Origin of the sequence: Nonomuraea sp. B12E4 (assembly GCF_039871825.1) — a bacterium.
GTDB lineage: Bacteria > Actinomycetota > Actinomycetes > Streptosporangiales > Streptosporangiaceae > Nonomuraea.
This window is the reverse complement of the sequence record NZ_JBDPME010000023.1, coordinates 125,176-144,215: the sequence shown is the minus strand read 5'-3', so window position 1 is coordinate 144,215 and position 19,040 is coordinate 125,176. Positions and strand designations below refer to the sequence as shown.

At 70.1% G+C, this 19,040-nt stretch carries 13 protein-coding genes and 1 pseudogene; 9 read left to right on the top strand and 5 right to left on the bottom strand.

The window, feature by feature from the left end:
- Positions 1-188: 188 nt before the first annotated feature.
- From ABGB18_RS37115 to ABGB18_RS37090, 6 genes and pseudogenes are all read left to right on the top strand, one after another.
- A pseudogene (locus ABGB18_RS37115) lies at positions 189-383 on the top strand (flavodoxin-dependent (E)-4-hydroxy-3-methylbut-2-enyl-diphosphate synthase); the annotation flags it as partial.
- Between the two features lie 125 nt (positions 384-508).
- Entirely contained in the window at positions 509-1,690 is a 1,182-nt protein-coding gene (locus ABGB18_RS37110; protein WP_347700344.1) for a zinc-dependent alcohol dehydrogenase, read from the top strand.
- A gap of 51 nt (positions 1,691-1,741) precedes the next feature.
- Positions 1,742-2,791, top strand: coding sequence for an NAD-dependent epimerase/dehydratase family protein (locus ABGB18_RS37105; RefSeq protein ID WP_347700343.1), 1,050 nt, complete (start codon positions 1,742-1,744; stop codon positions 2,789-2,791).
- 210 nt (positions 2,792-3,001) lie between these two features.
- Positions 3,002-3,475 (top strand): ATP-binding protein, encoded by a 474-nt coding sequence (locus tag ABGB18_RS37100; protein ID WP_347700342.1) that lies wholly within the window; start codon positions 3,002-3,004, stop codon positions 3,473-3,475.
- Between the two features lie 129 nt (positions 3,476-3,604).
- A complete protein-coding gene (gene folP, locus ABGB18_RS37095; RefSeq protein WP_347700341.1) occupies positions 3,605-4,504 on the top strand; it encodes a dihydropteroate synthase in 900 nt (299 codons plus the stop codon).
- Positions 4,505-4,514: 10 nt separating this feature from the next.
- Positions 4,515-4,919, top strand: coding sequence for a DUF1992 domain-containing protein (locus ABGB18_RS37090; protein WP_347700340.1), 405 nt, complete (start codon positions 4,515-4,517; stop codon positions 4,917-4,919).
- Positions 4,920-5,097: 178 nt separating this feature from the next.
- Here ABGB18_RS37090 and ABGB18_RS37085 read toward each other — a convergent pair whose 3' ends face one another.
- The gene (locus ABGB18_RS37085) at positions 5,098-7,410 is read right to left on the bottom strand and encodes a glycoside hydrolase family 6 protein (protein WP_347700346.1); all 2,313 of its coding nucleotides are present in this window, start codon (positions 7,408-7,410) and stop codon (positions 5,098-5,100) included.
- A gap of 356 nt (positions 7,411-7,766) precedes the next feature.
- Here ABGB18_RS37085 and ABGB18_RS37080 point away from each other — a divergent pair, with 356 nt between their 5' ends.
- On the top strand, positions 7,767-10,667 hold the full coding sequence (locus ABGB18_RS37080) for a glycoside hydrolase family 48 protein (RefSeq protein ID WP_347700339.1): 2,901 nt from the start codon (positions 7,767-7,769) through the stop codon (positions 10,665-10,667).
- Positions 10,668-10,675: 8 nt separating this feature from the next.
- Positions 10,676-13,159, top strand: a complete 2,484-nt coding sequence (locus ABGB18_RS37075) for a glycoside hydrolase family 9 protein (RefSeq protein WP_347700345.1) — start codon at positions 10,676-10,678, stop codon at positions 13,157-13,159.
- Between the two features lie 302 nt (positions 13,160-13,461).
- Here ABGB18_RS37075 and ABGB18_RS37070 read toward each other — a convergent pair whose 3' ends face one another.
- On the bottom strand, positions 13,462-13,983 hold the full coding sequence (locus ABGB18_RS37070) for a hypothetical protein (RefSeq protein ID WP_347700338.1): 522 nt from the start codon (positions 13,981-13,983) through the stop codon (positions 13,462-13,464).
- Positions 13,980-15,050, bottom strand: a complete 1,071-nt coding sequence (locus ABGB18_RS37065; protein ID WP_347700337.1) for a lytic polysaccharide monooxygenase — start codon at positions 15,048-15,050, stop codon at positions 13,980-13,982. Before ABGB18_RS37065 ends, ABGB18_RS37070 begins: the two co-directional genes overlap by 4 nt.
- 265 nt (positions 15,051-15,315) lie before the next feature.
- Between ABGB18_RS37065 and ABGB18_RS37060 the strand changes: the two genes are divergently transcribed.
- Positions 15,316-16,686, top strand: coding sequence for a cellulose binding domain-containing protein (locus ABGB18_RS37060; protein WP_347700336.1), 1,371 nt, complete (start codon positions 15,316-15,318; stop codon positions 16,684-16,686).
- 74 nt (positions 16,687-16,760) lie between these two features.
- Here the strand turns inward: ABGB18_RS37060 and ABGB18_RS37055 are convergent, their stop codons facing one another.
- Positions 16,761-17,996 (bottom strand): serine/threonine-protein kinase, encoded by a 1,236-nt coding sequence (locus ABGB18_RS37055; RefSeq protein WP_347700335.1) that lies wholly within the window; start codon positions 17,994-17,996, stop codon positions 16,761-16,763.
- Between the two features lie 10 nt (positions 17,997-18,006).
- Positions 18,007-18,978, bottom strand: coding sequence for a LacI family DNA-binding transcriptional regulator (locus ABGB18_RS37050; RefSeq protein WP_347700334.1), 972 nt, complete (start codon positions 18,976-18,978; stop codon positions 18,007-18,009).
- Positions 18,979-19,040: the final 62 nt, after the last annotated feature.

Here is a 19,040-nt window from a genome sequence, read left to right as displayed (position 1 = left end):
CGACCACCCGGCAGGGGCACGGTCTTTCGTCAGGACTCGATGTCCAGGAGCCGAAAGTGCTCACCTGCCGGCAGCCACTACCCACTACGGAGTCTGCCGGATGGCTTACTCCCAACACTCATTAGGAGCTGCGATCGTGGCCGCTGTAGATCTTGGACTTCCGTCGGTGCGCCGGTCGCGACGCGCGTCCGCTGCGGGTGGCGGTCATGGGGTGCGTGGTCAACGGCCCGGGCGAGGCCCGCGAGGCCGACCTGGGAGTGGCCGCGGGCAACGGCAAGGGGCAGATCTTCGTCAGGGGCGAGGTGGTCAAGACCGTGCCCGAGTCGCAGATCGTGGAGACGCTGGTCGAGGAGGCACTGCGGCTCGCGGAGGAGCAGCCGTAGGCCCGGGTGCCGTCGGCTGCCGAGGCGCCGCAGTCCGGGACGGTGGTGGGGGGCGGCCTTCGAAGTCGTTTGGGGCCCTATGTGGGGGTATGCGGCATTTGTGCCCCCGGCAACGAGGAGACACGATGAAGGCAGTCACCTGGCACGGCAAGCGTGACGTACGCGTCGAGGAAGTCCCCGACCCGGCCGTCAAGGAGCCCAACGACGCGGTCATCAGGGTCACCAGCACCGGGATCTGCGGCTCCGACCTGCACCTTTACGAGCTGTTCGGGCCGTTCATGGCCGAGGGCGACATTCTCGGGCACGAGCCCATGGGCGTCGTCGAGGAGGTCGGGTCCGCGATCACGAACATCAAGCCCGGCGACCGCGTGGTCATCCCGTTCAACATCTCCTGCGGCCGGTGCCACATGTGCGGCAAGGAGCTGTACGCACAGTGCGAGACCACCCAGGTGCGCGAGCAGGGCATGGGTGCCGCGCTGTTCGGCTACACCAGGCTGTACGGGCAGATCCCCGGCGGTCAGGCCGAATACCTGCGGGTGCCCGAGGCCCAGTTCGGCCCGATCAAGGTGCCCGAGGGGCCGCCGGACGAGCGCTTCCTCTACCTGTCCGACGTGCTGCCGACCGCCTGGCAGGCCGTCGAGTTCGCGGACATCCCCGAGGGCGGCAGCGTCACCGTCTTCGGCCTCGGCCCGATCGGCCAGATGTGCGCCCGTATCGCCCGCCACCTCGGCCATCGGGTGTTCGGCGTGGACGGCGTCACCGAGCGCCTGGAGATGGCCCGCCGCCATGGCATCGAGGTGATCGACGCCGGTGAGATCCTCGATGTGGCCGCGGAGGTCCGCGAGCGGACGTCGGGGCGGGGCACCGACTCGGTCATCGACGCGGTCGGCATGGAGGCGCACGGTTCGCCCGCGGCCAAGATCGCCCAGACGATCACCGGGCTGCTGCCCAGCGCCGTGGCCGCGCCGCTCATGTCGAACGCCGGCGTCGACCGCCTCGCCGCGCTCCACCACGCCATCGACACCGTACGCAGGGGCGGCGTCATCTCCGTCACCGGCCTCTACGGCGGCATGGCGGACCCCATGCCCATGCTGCGCATGTTCGACAAGGGCATCACCATGCGCATGGGGCAGGCCCACGTCCGCCGGTGGACCAACGCGCTGCTGCCACTGGTGACCGACGCCGCCGACCCGCTCGGCGTGATGGACCTGACCACGCACCGGTTGCCGCTGGAGCAGGCGCCGATGGCTTACCAGATGTTCCAGCGGAAGGCCGACGGGGCCGTCAAGATCCTGCTCCAGCCGTAGAACACGCAGGTCAGGGTGTTTCGCCGGCCGCTCGGCGGGCAGCGAAGCGCCATGAGAGTCGTTGTGGTGGGTGCCACCGGGAATGTCGGCACTTGCGTGGTGCGCGCGCTGGCCGCGGACGAAGGCGTGACCTCGATCGTGGGGATCGCCCGGCGGCTGCCCGAGTGGCGGGTCGACCGCACCGACTGGCACCGGGCCGACGTGGCGACCGACGACCTGGCGCCGATCTTCGAGGGCGCGGACGCCGTGGTGCATCTGGCCTGGCTGTTCCAGCCGACCAGGGACCCGGCGGTGACCTGGCGGGCCAACGTGCTGGGCAGCATGCGGGTCTTCCGAGCGGTCGCGGAGGCGGGGGTGCCCGCGCTGGTGCACGCCTCGTCCGTGGGGGCGTACTCGCCGGGGCCCAAGGACCGGCCCGTGGACGAGAGCTGGCCCACGCACGGCTGGCCGGGTGCCGCGTACGGGCGGGAGAAGGCCTACGTGGAGCGGGTGCTCGACGTGTTCGAGCACGACCATCCGGGCATCCGGGTGGTGCGCATGCGGCCCGGGTTCATCTTCCAGCGTGCGGCGGCCTCGGAGCAGCGCCGCTTGTTCGCCGGGCCGTTCGTGCCACGGCGGCTGATCAGGGAGGGCCGCATCCCTTTCGTGCCGGATGTGCCGGGACTGCGGCTGCAGATCCTGCACGCCGAGGACGCGGCGGAGGCCTACCGGCTGGCCGTCACCCGGCCGGTGCGGGGGGCCTTCAACCTCGCCGGCGAGCCGGTGCTCGATCCGGCCGACCTGGCCGAGCTGCTCGGCACCCGTACGATGCGGGTGCCGTACGCGCTGGCCAGGGCGGTCATGGCGGCGGGCTGGCACCTGCGGCTCGTGCCCGCCGCGCCGGGGCTGTTGGAGCTGGCCCTGAGCATCCCGGTCATGAGCACCGGCCGGGCGAGGGATGTGCTGGGCTGGACGCCACGGCACTCGTCGTGGCAGGCGATCCGGGAGCTCATCGAGGGGCTGCACGACGGCGCCGGGATGGACACCGCGCCGCTGGCTCCCGACGCCGGGCCGGTCGGGCGGATTCGGGAGCTCGCAACAGGGGTTGGCGGACATCCGTAAATCTCAACGGAGTGTACTTTCTCCTTGTCGGGGAAGGCGATAGATCAGGAGGTCCAAAAGCGCGGCCCGCACGCGGAATGACGTGGAGGAGCGCATGGACTTTCACTGTGAAGCCGTTTCTTGCAGTCGTTCACTTTTTTCCCGCGAAAGGCGACAGCCCTTCGTTTGTTTGCGCGTCGGCGTACCAAGGCAAGGTTGGAGGAGCCTGCCATGCGCACCCTATTGACCCAGTCTTTTACGCTTCTCGACATCACGAAGCTGCGGCACGCGGTGGCCGGGCAGGCTGAGGCCTGTGGCCTGAGCGGTCCCCGGCTGGACGACTTCGTCCTGGCCGTGCACGAAAGCGTCGTCAACGCCGTGGAGCACGCGGGCGGGCACGGGCATTTCCGGTTGTGGGCGGTTGACGGTGTCATCCGCTCCGAGACGATCGATCGGGGGCCGGGCATCCCCGACGGTTACGTCAAAGGCCATCGCAGGCCGTCCGACCAGACCTCCACCGGCCGGGGGATCTATCTCATCCGCCGGCTGTGCGACGCGGTGGACCTCCGTACCGGGCCGGGTGGCACGACGGTCCGGCTCACCATGCGGTTACCAAGGAAGCTCGACGTCGGCGACCACATGACCATGAGGCGGATCAGGGTGATGACGGCCGGCGGGCGCTCGCTCGGCGACTTCAACGCCTGAGGTCAAGCCCTCCGAGCGACCGACGCCGAAGCCGGGCCTTACCGCGTGCTCAATGCCGAGCCCTCCGCGTGCGGGTCCGGGTGACAGCCTGTCGTCTGGCCTGGCCGGTGGCCGGGTAGGCTCAAGGCCGTGAGCGGCGAGCGGCCTTTTCCGGAGATCATCTCTCCTGTGCGGCGCATCGGGCGGCGGGAGTTCGATTTCGAGCGCCAGGTCGCCGTCATGGCCATCGTCAACAGGACGCCCAACTCCTTTCACGACCAGGGCCGCACCTACGCCCTCGACGGCGCCGTCGCGGCGGCCATCAAGGCGGTGGAGGACGGGGCGGACTGGGTGGACATCGGCGGATTCGCCTTCAGCGCCGCCCAGGCGGCGATCGGCGTGGAGGAGGAGATCGAGCGGGTCGCCCCGGTCATCGCCGAGGTCAGGGCCGCCACCGACGCCGTGATCTCCGTGGACACCCACCGGCCCGAGGTGGCGCGGGCGGCCATCGAGGCCGGCGCCGACGTCCTCAACGACACCAACGGCCTGCGCGAGCCGGGCATCGCCGAGGTCGCCGCGGCGGCCGGCGTCAGCGTGGTCGTCACGCACAGTCTCGGCGGCCCCGGCCGGCGGGTCTTCCGGCCGAGCTACGCCGACGTCGTCTCCGAGGTGGCGGACTTCCTGCGCGAGCGGGTCTCGGCCGCGCTCAAGGCGGGCATCGCCGCCGACCGGATCATCATCGATCCCGGTCACGACCTGAACAAGAACACCTTCCACTCGCTGGAGCTGACGCGCCGGCTGGAGGAGATCACCTCGATCGGCTATCCGACCCTGGTGGCGCTGTCCAACAAGGACTTCATCGGCGAGACCCTCGACCTCCCCCAGGGGGAGCGCAAGGAGGGCACGATCGCCGCCAACGTCGTCTCCATCCTCAAGGGCGCCCGCATCCTGCGGGTGCACGACGTGGCCGCGACGGTCGCGTCCGTACGCATGACCGAGGCCGTGCTCGGCTGGCGCGGCCCGCTCGCCCCCGCCCACAACCTCGCCTGAGGAGGCGCACATGCCCGATCGCAAACCCGCCGGCGTCCCCTTCGAGAGCTGGGTCGACAGGCAGGTCCGCGAGGCCGAGGAGCGCGGCGAGTTCGACAACCTGCCGGGTTCCGGCAAGCCGCTGCCCAACCTGCACCGCGAGCACAGCGAGATGTGGTGGATCAAGCAGAAGGTGGAGAGCGAGGGGCTGACCATGCCCCTTCCGCCCACGCTGGCGCTACGCAAGGAGGCGGAGGAGGCGCTGGCCGGCGCGCTCGGGGCCAGGTCGGAGACCGAGGCGCGGCAGATCATCGAGGAGATCAACGACAGGATCCGCCAGGCGATCAGGACGGGCCTGTCTGGGCCGCCGCTCAACCTGATGCCCTTCGACGCCGACCGGATCGTGTCCGAGTGGCGCGAGCGGCAGCAGGGATAGCGCGGCGGCCCGCTCGATCGCCGATCCCGATCGTCTCCGCCGGCTTGCCGCGCAGCGCGGCCCGGACCTGGCGGTGAAGGGGCCCCGGCACGCGGCCGGGACCCCTTCCGGTTGCCGGGGGACCCGGGTCAGGCGGGTCTCCCGGGTCGGGGCCGGATTCCGGCCCCGCGGGCCGATCTCAGTTGACGGGCGGGTAGGCGTTGGCGAGCAGTTGCCTGAACTGCGCGGAGAACCAGCGGCCCGACAACGGGGCGTTGGCCAGGGCGCCGCTCATGTTGTTCTTGTTGAGGTCGTTGCCGGTGTAGGTCGGGTCGCACATCCGGTCGAACTTCTTGCCCTCGTCGTTCTCGATGTCCGTGCTGGCGCCGTCGGACTCGCCCGGCGGCTTGATCCAGACGTAGGCGTCGAAGCCCGAGGCCGGGCTGGCGGTCGGCCGCGCGCCGAGGCCCGCGCCGTTCTGGTTGCACCAGTTGCCGGCGTGGATGCGGCGGTCGACGCGGGACTGTTCGACGAAGGGGTTCAGCTCCGTCGAGCTGCTCGGGCCGCTCGGGCGGGCGCTGCCGCCCCAGCCGTTGCGCGAGGTGTCGATGAGCATGCCGAGCCCGCTGCGGAAGCCCCGGCTGACGAGCGCGGAGCGCAGGTCCCTGGCGAAGGTCATCTCGTCGATGTAGTAGTTCCAGTCCACCCAGGTGGACTGCCGGATGGGCTGGCCGCCCACTGAGCCGCTGACGCTGAAGTACGGCTCGGTGGTCGCGGAGTAGTTGGCGGTGTTGACGATGAAGCCGTCCACGCTGTCCACGCCCGCGGTCGTACCGGCGACGGTGCTGTAGAACAGGTTGACCGACGGGTTGAAGTTCGAGTCCCAGCCCAGCCACGCGTGGTGGGCGGCGTCGACGTAGGTGTAGACGTTGGTGATGGCGTGGAGCTGGTTCAGCGCGTAGCGCACGCCGTCCACGTAGCCGCCGGGCCCGTTGGCCTCCTGGCACTTGGGGAAGCTGTTGAGGTTGGTGACCAGGTTCGGCAGCGAGTCGGGCTCGATGATCGTGACGATGCGCAGGTTGCGGTAGGCGCTGTCGCGCAGGATGGCCGCGATCGGGTCGATGTACTCGGTGCGGTAGCGGTTGAAGCCGTTCTCCGCGATGAGCAGCTCGCCGTTGGAGGCCAGCGCGGAGCAGTCGCGGTTGGGCAGGTTGTAGATGACGATCTGGATGGTCAGCGGCGCCGAGCCGTTGGCGGCGTCCTGCGTGACGGCCTCGTCCAGGTGCGCTCGGAGGCCCATGACCCCGCTCGGGCCGGCGATGGCCGCGATGCGGTCCATCCACACGGCCGTGGAGGTGTTGGCCACCGCTGCGCCGCCGGGCTCGGCGGCGGCCTTGGCCCGCCAGTCGGGGTTGACGTAGCCGGTGGCGCCGGCGTACGGGTTCTCGACGTGGCCGGTGGGCGGCGCGCCGTCGTCGTCGGCCTCGGTGGCGGTGACCGTTCTGGAGGTCAGGCCGCTGGAGGCGACCGTGAACGTACGGCTGCCGTTGGTCGTGTCGGAGTCCTGCGCGGCGGCCAGGGTCACCGTCTGGGGGGTGTTCCAGTTCGACGTGGTGAACGTGAGGCTGCCGCCCGAGGAGACGGTGATGTTGGTGTCACCGCTGCCCGCGGTCGAGGTGACGCTCACGTTCGAGCTGGGCTGCCTGGCCAGTGCCACGGTGTAACCGGCGGTGCCGCCCTCGGGCACGGTGACCGAGGTCGGGGTCACGACGATCGACTGCGCCGTGGTGGAGTCGTCGTCCACCTCGGTGGCGTTGACCGTGGCGGAGGTGACGCCGGTGCCGCCGACGGTGAACGCGGCCGAGCCGGAGGCGGTGTCGCTGTCCTGGGCCGCGGCCAGGGTCACCGTCTGGGGAGTGTTCCAGTTGGACGTGGTGAAGCTCAGCGAGGCGCCCGAGCTGACGGACAGGTCGGTGTCGCCGCTGGTCCGGCTGGTGGTGAGGGTCACGTTGGAGCTGGGCGCCGCCGACAGCCGGGCGGTGAACGTGGCCGTGCCGCCCTCGTTGACCGCGACCGAGCTGGCCGAGGTGACCACGGACGGCACGGTCGGGTTGGTGCCGCCACAGGTGGTGCCGTTGACGCTGAAGGAGGTCGGGTTCGGGTTGGTGCCCGACCAGGTGCCGTTGAAGCCCATGGTGAGGGAGGCCCCGGTGGCCAGGTTGCCGTTGTAGGACATGTTCGTACCGGTCACCCGGCTGCCCGACTGGCTCCAGTTGGCGCCCCAGCCGGTGGGGCTGTACCTCTGCGTGGTCGTCGGATAGTCGAAGGCCAGCGACCAGGACGTGAGCGGGTCACCGGTGTTGCGCAGCGTGATGTTCGCGGTGAAACCGCCCTGACCAGGGCTGCTCGTCCACGAGTTGGCTGAGTAGGTCACGTCGCAGGCGACGGCGGCGTTGGCGGCCGTGCTCTGGCCGGCGACGAGTCCCATGGCCGCGACACTCGCGGCGGTCATGGTCACGGCCCATTTGCGGAGGCCGCGTTGGAGTCTCACGAGCGATCATCTCCAGTGTTAGATGGTGGGAGCGCTCCCATGGTGAGCCGCACTCGGAGCCCTGTACAGAGGGCGTCTTTTGCGGAGGTGTTCGCTGCCCCGCATGCTCGCCGAATGCCCTGGAATGCGGATGAAACTTTCATCCCGGGCAGCCTGGTGAGAGGAAACGCGAGGGTTACCGAAGCGCCATTCCGTTGACATACGCCGGACGGCACAGACAATCCCCATTGGGAGCGCTCCCACACCCCTACTCCCATGGAGACCCCGTGAAGTACAGACCTCCACCCCTTATTACGCGCTTAACGAGGCGGCTCGCCGTGGCCACGACCCTCGTCCTCGTCGCGAGCGCGACCGCAGCCGTGGCGGCGGTCCCCGCCCAGGCGGCCGTGGCCTGCGACGTGACGTACGCGGCCAACCAGTGGACGAGCAGCCCCGGCCAGGGCGGTTTCACCGCGAACATCACGCTGCGCAACACCGGTGACCCGCTCACGTCCTGGTCGCTGGCCTTCGACTACCCGACCACGGGCCAGCGGTACACTCCGACGGGCTGGGGCGCCAACTGGAGCCAGTCGGGCACCCGCGTCACGGGTACGAACATGTCCTACAACGGCAACCTGGCCACCGGAGCCTCCGTCACCATGGGCTTCAACGGCACCTGGACCGGCAGCAACCCGAACCCGACCTCGTTCAGCGTCAACGGCACCACGTGCGGCGGCACCGGCACCAACACACCGCCCACCGTGTCGCTGACCTCGCCGAGCGCCGGGCAGATGTTCACCGCCCCGGCCACCGTGCCGATCGCCGCGAACGCCGCCGACGCCAACGGCACGGTCAGCAGGGTCGACTTCTACCAGGGCTCCACGCTGCTGGGCACCGACACCTCGTCCCCGTACAGCTACAACTGGACGAACGTGGCGGCGGGCAGCTACTCGATCACCGCCAGGGCCACCGACAACGGCGGCGCGACCACCACGTCGTCGCCGGTCGGGATCACCGTCTCCCAGAGCACGGGCCCCGGGCTCAACGTGAGCCCGACGAGCCTGTCCGTGCCGGAGTCCGGTACCGCGAACATCGGGGTACGGCTGTCGCAGGCGCCCACCTCCAACGTGACCGTCACCGTCGCCCGCGTCAGCGGTGACACCGACCTGACGGTCTCGGGCAGCGCCACCAGGACCTTCAGCCCGACCAACTGGAACACCGTGCAGAACGTGCCGCTGGCCGCGGCCAATGACTCCGACACGACCGCCGGCTCGGCCGTCTTCCGGGTGAGCGCCACCGGGTATCCGTCGGTGGACGTCACCGCCACCGAGGCGGACGACGACGTGGGCGGCGACAACGAGTACGTCCAGCGCTTCGTCGAGCTCTACAACGAGATCCACGACCCGGCCAACGGTTACTTCTCGCCCGAGGGCGTGCCGTACCACTCGGTCGAGACGTTCATGGTCGAGGCGCCGGACCACGGGCACGAGACCACGTCCGAGGCCTACAGCTACTACCTGTGGCTGGAGGCGGTCTACGGGCAGGTCACCGGCGACTGGACGAAGTTCAACAACGCCTGGACCTCCCTGGAGAGGTACATCATCCCGGCCACGGCCGACCAGCCGACCAACTCCTTCTACAACCCGTCGGACCCGGCCACGTACGCGCCCGAGCACCTGACGATCAGCAACTACCCGAGCCAGATGGACACCGGTGTCACCCCCGGCGTCGACCCGCTGGCCAACGAGCTGCAGAGCACGTACGGCACCCGCGACATCTACGGCATGCACTGGCTGCTCGACGTGGACAACACCTACGGCTTCGGCCGTTGCGGCGACGGCACGACCAAGCCCGCCTACATCAACACCTACCAGCGCGGCCCGGAGGAGTCGGTCTTCGAGACGATCCCGCAGCCGTCCTGCGACACCTTCGCCCACGGCGGCACCAACGGCTACCTGGACCTGTTCGTCAGGGACAGCTCCTACGCCAGGCAGTGGAAGTACACCAACGCCCCCGACGCCGACGCGCGGGCCGTGCAGGTGGCGTACTGGGCGCAGACCTGGGCCACGGCGCAGGGCAGAGCCTCGCAGATCTCCGCCACGGTGGCCAAGGCCGCCAGGATGGGTGACTACCTGCGGTACGCCATGTACGACAAGTACTTCAAGCGGCCCGGCTGCACGAGCCCCTCGTGCCCGGCGGGCACCGGCAAGGACTCGTCGGCCTACCTGCTGAACTGGTACTACGCCTGGGGCGGGGCGACCGACTCGAACGCCGGCTGGGCCTGGCGCATCGGCTCCAGCCACAACCACTCCGGCTACCAGAACCCGATGGCCGCTTATGTGCTGTCGAACGTGACCGCGCTGCGGCCCAGGAGCTCGACCGCGGCCACCGACTGGAGCACCAGCCTCACCAGGCAGTTGCAGTTCTACAGGTGGCTGCAGTCGGCCGAGGGCGCCATCGCCGGTGGCGCGACCAACAGCTGGAACGGCAACTACAGCGCGCCGCCGTCCGGGCTGCCGAAGTTCTTCGGCATGGCCTACGACTGGCAGCCGGTCTACCACGACCCGCCGTCCAACCAGTGGTTCGGCTTCCAGGCCTGGACGATGGAGCGGGTGGCCGAGCTCTACAACGTCACCGGCAACGCCGACGCCAAGGCCCTGCTCGACAAGTGGGTGACCTGGGCGCTGGACAACACCACGATCGGCTCGGACGGCAGCTACCAGATCCCCTCCACGCTGCGCTGGACCGGCCAGCCGGCCGGGGACTTCAGCTCCACCTCCGGCATGCCGGCGAACAACCCGAACCTGCACGTGACCGTCGTGGACCACACGCAGGACGTGGGCGTTGCCGGCGCGTACGCCAAGGTGCTGATGTACTACGCGGCCAGGGCGAACCACGCCGAGGCGCGTGACACCGCCAAGGCGCTGCTCGACGGCGTCTGGGAGAACCGCGACGCCAGGGGCGTGTCGGTGCCGGAGACCAAGACCGACTACCAGCGCATCGACGACCCCGTCTTCGTGCCGTCGGGCTGGACCGGCGAGATGCCCAACGGCGATCCGATCAACTCCAACTCGACATTCCTGTCGATCAGGTCGTTCTACGAGGACGACCCCGACTGGCCGGAGGTCAGTGCCTTCCTGAACGGCACCGGCCCCGCGCCGACCTTCAACTACCACCGATTCTGGGCGCAGGTGGATGTCGCCGTCGCCCTGGCCGAGTACGGGCGGCTCTTCCCGTGAGAAAAGCACTGATAGCGGTGGCGTCGCTGGTCCTGCCCCTGTTGTGGGCGGGGCCGGCGGCCCACGCCGCACCGGCCTTCAACTACGGTGAGGCGCTGCAGAAGTCCCTGTGGTTCTACGAGGCCCAGCAGTCGGGCGCCAAGCCCGCGTGGAGCCGTGTCGGCTGGCGCGGCGACTCGGGCATGAACGACGGCCGGGACGCCGGTCTGGACCTCACGGGCGGCTGGTACGACGCGGGCGACCACGTCAAGTTCGGCTTCCCGATGGCCTTCTCCGCCACGATGCTGGCCTGGGGCGCGGTCGAGTACCGCGACGCCTACGGCTCCTCCGGCCAGCTCACGCACCTGCTCAACAACCTCAAGTTCGTCAACGACTACTTCATCAAGGCCCACCCGTCGGCGAACGTGCTCTATGGCCAGGTCGGCAACGGCGGCACGGACCACGCCTGGTGGGGGCCGGCCGAGGCGATGCAGATGGCGCGGCCGGCGTACCGGATCGACACCTCGTGCGGCGGGTCGGACCTGGCGGGCGAGACGGCGGCGGCGATGGCGGCCTCCTCGATCGTCTTCCGCCCGACAAACCCGTCTTATGCTGACACGCTGGTGACGCATGCCAAGCAGCTCTACTCCTTCGCCGACACCGTCCGGCGGAAGTACAGCGAGTGCATCACCGACGCCAGTAGCTACTACAACTCGTGGAGCGGCTTCAACGACGAGCTGGTGTGGGGCGCGATCTGGCTCTACCGGGCCACCAACGACGCCTCCTACCTGGCCAGGGCCGAGACGGGCTACGACAGCCTGGGCAACGAGCCGCAGACCACCACCAAATCGTACAAATGGACGATCGCGTGGGATGACAAGTCCTACGGCGCGTACGTGCTGCTGCACAAGCTGACCGGCAAGCAGCGCTACCTGGACGACGCCAACCGCTGGCTCGACTGGTGGACGGTCGGCGTCAACGGCTCCCAGGTGCGGTATTCGCCGGGCGGCCAGGCCGTGCTCGACCGCTGGGGCTCGCTGCGGTACGCGGCCAACACCGCGTTCGCGGCGCTCGTGCACAGCGACTCGATCAGCGACGCCACCCGCAAGGCCCGCTACCACGACTTCGCGGTCCGGCAGATCAACTACGCGCTCGGCGACAACCCGCGCAACTCCTCGTACCTGATCGGTTTCGGCGCCAACCCGCCGAAGAACCCGCATCACCGCACGGCGCACGGCTCGTGGACCGACCAGCTCACCTTCCCCGAGCAGACCCGCCACACCCTGTACGGCGCCCTCGTCGGCGGCCCGCCCGACCCGAACGACGCCTACACCGACCGCCGCGACGACTACGTCATGAACGAGGTCGCCACCGACTACAACGCCGGCTTCACCAGCGCGCTGGCCCGGCTCCACCGGGAGTACGGCGGGACTCCGGCGGCGAACTTCCCCGTGGCGGAGACGCCGGACGGGCCCGAGATCTTCGTCGAGGCCGGGGTGAACGCCTCCGGCACCACCTTCACCGAGATCAAGGCCCTCGTCCGCAACCAGTCGGCCTGGCCCGCCAGGGTCCTGTCCGACGGGTCGTTCCGCTACTACTTCACGCTCGACGGCGCCACCACCGCCGCGCAGCTCAGCGTGTCCTCGGCCTACACGCAGTGCCGGCCGCCCACGCTGAACCCGGCCGGCGGAAACGTCTACTACGTCAACATCGACTGCTCGGGCCAGGTCATCGCGCCGGCGGGGCAGTCTCAGCACCGCAGGGAGGTGCAGTTCAGGATCACCAGCGCGGGCACCTGGGACCCGGCCAACGACTGGTCGTACCAGGGCATCCCGACCACGCCCGGCGCGACGCCGGTGCGGACCCAGAACATCGCACTCTTCAGCGGCGCCACCAAGATCTGGGGTGAGCTCCCCGGGCCGGAGGAAGAGGACGGAACTGCGCCCAGCAGGCCGGGCAAGCCCGTGGCATCCGGGATCACGGGCTCCACCGCGCGGCTGAGCTGGACCGCCGCCACGGACAACGTGGGTGTGAGTGGCTATGACGTCTACCTGGGGTCCACCAAGGCAGGCACGGCCACGAGCGCGTCCTTCGACCTGAGCGGGCTCACCCCTGACACGTCCTACACCGTCAGCGTGGTGGCCAGGGACGCGGCGGGCAACAGCTCGGCGGGGTCGGAGGCCACGACGTTCACCACCTCGGACACGCCGGCGCCGACCGGCGGGTGCGTGGCGGCGTACCGGGTCACGGGCACCTGGGGCGGCTCGTTCCAGGCCGAGGTGACGGTGCGGAACGCGGGCACGGCGGCGATCAGCGGCTGGACGGTCTCCTGGGCTTCCCAGAACGCCATCACCCAGCTCTGGGGCGGCCGGCACACCGCCTCCGGCGGCCCGGTCACCGTGCGGAACGAGACGTGGAACGGCGCGCTCGCGCCGAACGCCACCACCACGTTCGGCTTCATCGCCGGCGGAACGCCCACCACCCCCGACCCGATCACCTGCACACCCGCCTGACCGAAGACCCCGCCCCCGCCGCAATCGCGGCGGGGGCGGTTCCACAGCCCGAGGCCACACAGAAGCTCCGAGTTCCACGAATCCGTGCGAACCGACCGGTCCCGCGTCGCGTATGAGGAGGTGAGGCGAAGCAACAACCCTGCTCAACGAACACCATCCCGCCCGGATGGGACGGACGCGGCCGGCGCATTCCGTCGGCCGCGTCCGTTGTCCAGTCGGCTGTCCTGTCCCGCAGGTCCTGACCGCCCCGCGACCCTGTTCGGTCCTGTCCCCGCGGTCCTGTTCGGTCCTGCCCCGCGGTCCTACTTGGCCTTCTCGGCCAGGGCGAACCTCTCCTGGGCCGCGTCGATCGCGGCGTCGTCGGTGAACTCGGCGAAAGCCTGCTCGTGGTACCGCGCCGGGATGATCCGCCGGACCCGGTCGGGATAGCCCTGCCCCGCCTCCGGCACCCGGATCTGCGGCGGGATGCTGATCTTGACGGCGATCGGTCCGGAGGCCCGTACGGAGGACGCCCAGTCGGGGCTCACCCCGGTGACCGCGCACATGTGCCGGACGTAGACCCAGGTGACCTCGACGAGAGAGGTGGCGTTGGGCGGCTCGGTGCCGAAGGGTTCCACGGCGCACACGACGCTGGAGTCGAAGTTGTGCCCGTGGGAGTGGTGCTCGTCGGGTGAGGCCTGTTCGAGTATCAGGGTCACCTGGGCGGCGAGCTCCTCGTTGAGCTGTGACGACGGCTGCCTGGCGGCGAAAAACATCACCCCGGCCAGGGTCAGGCTGGCCAGGGTGACGATTGCCGCGATCAGCCCGCGACGAGTTTTGATCACGGGCTGCTGCAGGTCAGAGTGGGTGCGGGGTTCGGGACGGAGCCGGTCGCGTTGAAGCCGAACGTGGTGCTCGCGTTCGCTCCGAGCTGGCCGTTGTGAGTGGCGTTCTGGACGGTCACGTTGGGTGGCTGGCCGCTCAGCACGCCGTTCCATGGCTGGCCCTCGAAGCCCTGGCCGCCGCTGTAGTTCCACCTGACCGTCCAGCCACTGATCGCGCTGGAGCCGGTGTTGCGCACGGTCACCTCACCCTGGAAGTGGCCGGCCCAGCCGGTGTCGGTCGCCCGCCAGGTCGCGGTGCAGGCGCTCGGGCCCCCCGGCGTCGGAGTGACCGTGGGCGTGACCGTCGGCGTCGGGCCAGGGGTGCTGCCGCCGGGGCCGACCCCGGTGACGTTGCCGTTGCCGCCGTCGAAGACCACGTCGGAGCAGCTGTAGAAGTTCTCGCTGCTGTCCGAGCGCTTCCAGTGCGTGTAGATGATGTGCCGCCCGCTCTTGCCGGAGGGCAGTTGGGCGTTCCAGTAGTAGTAGTTGAGCCCGCCGACCCCGCCGCTCTGGGGCGGGTTCGTGGCGGTGCCGAACCGCTCCAGGTCCGACCACTTCAGCGGCCCGTTCGGGTTCCAGCCGTTACGGGTGACGTAGTAGTCGAAGCTGCCCGGGTGCGCCGCCCAGTTGCTGTGCCGCATCTGGATGGTCGCGCCCGAGGTCAGGTGGGTCAGCGGCCAGTCGGAGCGGACCGCGTTGTAGGCCGAGAAGTCGTAGGGCCCACCGGTGCCGCCGCTGCAGAGCTGCCCGTCGGGGATGAAGCCGCTGGTCCGGCCCGCACCGTCGGAGCGCAGCACCGCGAACCAGTTGTACAACGGGGTCGCGCCGCTCTGGTTGACGGCCGCCGCGCAGGCCGGGTTGTAGGGGAGGATCTGGCCGTTGCTCCGCAGGCCGTCCTGCCAGCACAGGAACGTCCGGGCACCGGGGAACATCGACACCCCGTGCGCCTGTGCCTGCGTGGGCACCATCAGGACACTCGTGATCAGAACCAATGCGGCGGTGATCGCCGCAGACTTGAATAACTTCATGGGGGGATTCCCTTGCGCTGACGACAGAGGAAACCTGCCCACGAACAGCCCGCCCGGCCTGCGCATTGAACCACGCCGCGCACTGATCCGACAACGCGCGGTGAAACTTTCAGCCGATCTTGGTCACGGTTTCCCTGGTGCCTGCCCCCATGCGGGTCGCCCGCGGTCATGCCCGCTTGCCGTACCGGGGCGTGCCGGGAAGGCTGATGCTGGGAGCGCTCCCAGCACCTCCCTCCCCCGAACGCAGAAGCGGGAGCAACATGCCATGAGGCACGCGCACATCCACCTCATCATCGGGGTGCTACTCGCCACCGGCCTGTTCGCCGCCCCGGCGCAGGCCGCCCCGGTGCTGTGCGAGAAGTACGGCTCGACCAGCATCCAGAGCGGCCGCTACGTCGTGATGAACAACGTCTGGGGCGCCGACACCGCCCAGTGCATCGACGTCAACCAGAGCGGCGGCTTCACGATCACCCAGTCCGCGCACAACAAGGCGACCAACGGCTCGCCCGCGGCCTATCCGTCGATCTACGCGGGCTGCCACTACGCGACCTGCAGCACCGGCAGCAACCTGCCCATGCAGGCCAGTTCCTCCTCGTTCGGCGGGCTGCGGAGCAGCGTGAGCATGACCTATCCGGGCAGCGGCACCTGGAACGCGGCCTACGACCTCTGGTTCGATCCCACGCCGCGTACCGACGGGCAGAACACCGGTGCCGAGATCATGATCTGGCTCAACCGGCAGGGCTCCATCCAGCCGGTCGGGTCCCAGGTCGGCACCGCCAACCTGGGAGGCGCCACCTGGCAGGTCTGGTTCGGCAACATCGGCTGGAACGTGATCTCGTACGTGCGTACCTCGCCCACCTCGTCGCTGGACTTCGCCATCAACACCTTCTACGCCGACGCGATCAGCCGCGGCTACGCGCAGCGGTCGTGGTATCTCACCAGCGTGCAGGCCGGATTCGAACCCTGGATCGGCGGCGCGGGACTCGCGGTCAACTCCTTCTCCTTCGCCTCGGGCGGCGGCGGCACCGACACCACACCGCCGAGCACCCCCGGCACCCCCACCGCCTCCGGGACCACCTCGACCGGCACGACCCTGAGGTGGGGCGCCTCCACCGACAGCGGCGGCAGCGGCCTGGCCGGCTACGACATCCTGCGCGCCACCGGTGACGCCTTCGCCAGGGTCGGCAGCAGCACCACGACCTCCTTCACCGACACGGGCCTGAGCCCCGCCACCACCTACCGCTACCAGATCCAGGCCAGGGACGGCGCCGGCAACCTCTCGCAGTCCTCCGCCCCGGTCACCGTGACCACGCTCACCGGCGGCGGGAGCGGCGGCGCCTGCACGGCCACCGCCACCACCCAGACGAGCTGGAACAACGGCTACGTGATCCAGCCCGTGACCGTCACCAACGGCTCCGCGGGCAGGACGAGCTGGACGGTCACCTTCCCGCTTCCGTCCGGGCACACGATCACCGGTATCTGGAACGCGAGCTACACCGTCAGCGGCGGCACCGTCACCGTCAGGAACCTCGCCCACAACGGCGACCTGGGGCCGAACGCCTCGGTCAGCTTCGGCTACCAGGCCAGCAGGCCGAACGGCAACACGCAGGTGCCCACCGGCTACACCTGCGCCTGAGGCTCGCCCGGGGTGCTTTGCGAGGGGCGCCGCCGGGCGATCGAGGGGTACGGCTGGTGCTGCCGTACCCCTCCTCAGTCCCGTTCCAGGGCGACGTCGATCTCGTCGAGCCTGGCCTGCAGCTCGCTCAGGCAGGCCGGCTCCAGCCGGCCCTCGCGCAGCCTGTCGGAGAGCTTCTGGCGCAGGCCCCCAGTGTCCGACTCGTACGGGCCCTGCGGCGTCACGGTGGCGTGCAGCACCTGCTTGAGGTCGAGCACGACGTCGGCGTCGGTCGCGCCGCACGGCGTCCTGGCCTCCAGCACGGTCTGGAAGCCGGCCATGGCCTGCTCGACGGTGCTCGCCGCGGCGGGCGAGCTCGCCAGCAGCCTGTCCGTGGGCGAGCTCGCCGGTTCGGCCACCCGCTCCGGTTCGGCCGCCCGCTCCGGCTGCCGTAGCCCCGTCTGCTGGAACCACAGCAGGACCGACAGCGCGAGGGCCGCCGAGCCCGCGACGGTGAGTCCGCGCCTGACGTGCCGCCCCAGGGTCGCGGCGCCGAGCGCGGAGTTCAGCGCCTTGACGATCTCCGCCGCCGTCGGCCGGTCCTCCGGCCGGTGCGCCAGGCAGCGCTGGCAGAGCGAGGCGACGGCGTTCGGCACGCCGGCGGCCCGGGGCGGGGGAGCCGTCCTGCGCGCCGCCTCGATCTCCTCCCACGTGGTCTCGGGATACGGCGTGCGCCCGGTGAGCATGGTGTGCAGCAGCACGCCCAGGGCGTAGACGTCGACCGCGGGATGCGTCGGCGCGCCCAGTAACCGCTCGGGCGCGACGTAGGGAGGGGTGCCGCGGTCGTCGTCGGGGTCCCCGGCCCAGGCCGCGATGCCGAAGTCGAGCAGCTTGGGGCCGTCGGCGGTGAGCAGCACGTTCTCCGCCGTGACGTCCCGGTGCACCAGGCCGCGGGCGTGCCCGGCCATCAGGACCCGGGCCAGCCGCAGCGCGATGGCCGCAGCCTCGGGCCACGGCAGCGGGCCCGCCTCGATCCGCTCGCCCAGCGGCGTGCCGTCCAGCAGCGGCATGACCACGTAGGCCGCCACACCGCCGTTCGTGGTCACGGTCTCGCCGTAGTCGTAGATCTCGATGGAGTCCGGATGGATGAAGCGGGCGGCGGCGCGGGCCTCGCTGCGTACGCTGACCCGCTCGTCGAGGTCGGCGTGCAGCGAGGCGATGAGCACCTTGACCGCGATCATCCGGTGCAGCGACTGGTCGAAGGCACGCCAGATGACCGACATGCCCCCCCGGGCCAGCGGATCCAGCAACAGGTACCGGCGGGCCAGCACGTCCCCAGGCTCAAGCCGACTCACGGACGACCAGTTCCGTGGGGAGGACGGGGTCGATCCCCGCGGCTCCCGTCAGGAGCAGCCTGGTGGCGACCGCGGCGAGCTCCTCGACGGGCTGGCGGACGGTGGTGAGGGCGGGGACGGTGTGCCTGGCGACCGGGGCGTCGTCGAACCCGATCACCGCGACGTCCGACGGAACCTTGCGCCCGGCGCGGCGCAGTGCCTGGATCGCGCCCGCGGCCATCAGGTCGGAGGCGACGAACACGGCGTCCAGCCCGGGGGCGTGGCGTAACAACCACTGCATGGCGTGGGTGCCGGAGGCGGCGGTGAAGTCACCGTAGGCCACCGGTACGTCGGGGGCGCCGGCCGCCTGCAGTGTGCGGACGAGGCCCTCTAATCGGTCGCGGGCCGCCGGCAGGGACGGTGGGCCGCCGATGGCCGCGACGTTGCGGCGGCCGGTCAGCAGGAAGTGCTCGGCCGCCTGGCGGCCGCCGTCGAGGTTGTCGACGTCGGCGTAGGGGAGTTTGAGGTCGTGGGGCGGACGGCCGATGTTGCGCACCGGGACGCCCGAGGTGGATAACTTGATCGCCAGGGGATGGCGCTCTCTGGCGCCGACGATGAGCACCGCGCCCGACAGCGCGGGCAGGGTCGAGGAGGTGGGGGTGACGGTGGTCACCATGAGGTGGGTGCCGTGTTCGGTGATCACCCCGCCCGCGGCGGACAGGAGCCTGGCGTAGTAGGGCTCGGAGAAGAGACGGGGAAGGTGGTCGCAGATCACTGCGGTCACGCCGTCGGCCATGGTCTTGGCGGCCGTTCCCCGTGGTGCGCGTTGTCGGACGTATCCCATGCGGGACACGGCGTCGTAAACTTGGCGGCGGGTCGAGGTACTGACCCGCACCGAGCCCGTGAGGACCCGAGATGCGGTCGCGGGGGAAACCCCGGCAGCGGCCGCCACCTGTGCCAGTGTGGGCTGCTCGGTCATGGAGCACCTCGCGGAGAGAGCCTGGGAGCGCTCCCACGTTACCAATGTTTCGCCGCTGTTAA